We start from the raw sequence: 1341 nt of genomic DNA on the forward strand, positions 1-1341 counted from the left end.
AACGATATTTAGATGGTACAGAAAGTGGAAAAATAATTGCTAAATCTATAGGAGTTAACCCTAGCGTACTTCGTGAGTGGATTAGACGATATGAGTCTTCAGGTGAAAAGGCCTTTGAAAAGTGCTATACATTCTACCCAGCCCAGTATAAACTAGATGTACTTTATTATATGAATGAACACGGGACATCTATCAGAGAAACAGCGGCACTTTTCAATATACCGTCTTATGAAACACTTCGGAAATGGAAAATAGCTTATGAAACAGGAGGATTGGATGCCCTACAATCAAAGAAAAAGGGGCGTCCAACCATGAAAGATAAAAAAATAAAACCAGTAGATGAAGGATCAATCGAAGCCTTACAAGCGGAAAATGAGCGTTTACGTATGGAAAATGCATATTTAAAAAAGTTGAATGCCTTAGTTCAAAACAAAGAAAAATCACCAAACAAGACAAAGCGCAAGTAATCTACGAGTTAAGGCATGAATTTCCTATCAAGGAGTTACTTCAACTCGCAAACATTCCACGTAGTACGTACTATTACTGGATGAAACATTTTAATCGTCCTGATCCAAATACGGAGGTAAAAGAACTGATTCAAGCTATTTATAATGAACACGATGGGTGTTATGGTTATCGTCGTATTCGTGATGAACTTATGAATCGTGGACACAAAGTAAATCATAAAAAAGTATATCGCCTTATGAAAGAATTAGGGTTAAAATGTCTGGTTCGTATGAAAAAATATCGCTCTTACAAAGGGACAGTTGGGAAAATTGCGCCAAATATTTTAAATCGCAACTTCCAAGCTGAAAAACCAAATGAAAAGTGGGTTACAGATATTACGGAGTTTAAGTTATTTGGGGAGAAGTTATACCTATCACCAATGTTGGATTTATTTAATGGTGAAATTATCACGTATACAATTAGTTCCAGACCGACCTATTCCCTTGTTTCAACGATGTTGGACCAAGCTCTTTATTGTGTAACCGATCCGGATAAACTCCTCATTCACTCTGATCAAGGTTGGCACTATCAAATGAAACAATACCGCCATTCTCTTAAGAATTGTGGCATAACTCAAAGTATGTCTCGCAAAGGAAACTGTTATGACAATGCCGTTATTGAAAATTTCTTCGGTATTATGAAATCGGAATTTCTGTATCGAAAAGAATTTGAAAGTATAACACATTTCAAACAAGAATTAGCAAAGTATATAGAATACTATAATCATAAAAGAATTAAGGCAAAATTAAAGGGTATGAGCCCAGTACAATACCGGGCTCATACCCTAGAGGCTGCCTAATGAAACGACCTGTCTAACTTTCGGGGGTCACTTCA

The 1341-nt window shown here is 36.2% G+C and carries 1 protein-coding gene; it reads left to right on the forward strand.

The window, feature by feature from the left end:
* Positions 1–1306, forward strand: a protein-coding gene (locus DN400_RS28930; RefSeq protein WP_147802097.1) for an IS3-like element ISBth10 family transposase whose coding sequence is annotated in 2 segments (ribosomal slippage) — positions 1–402 and positions 402–1306 — 1307 coding nt annotated over the 2 segments. Because the reading frame shifts where the segments join, the coding sequence is not laid out codon by codon here. This gene is flagged as partial in the annotation.
* Positions 1307–1341 lie beyond the last annotated feature (35 nt).

Origin of the sequence: Bacillus sp. AR8-1 (assembly GCF_008042345.1) — a bacterium.
Classification (GTDB): Bacteria; Bacillota; Bacilli; order Bacillales; family Bacillaceae_G; genus Bacillus_A; species Bacillus_A cereus.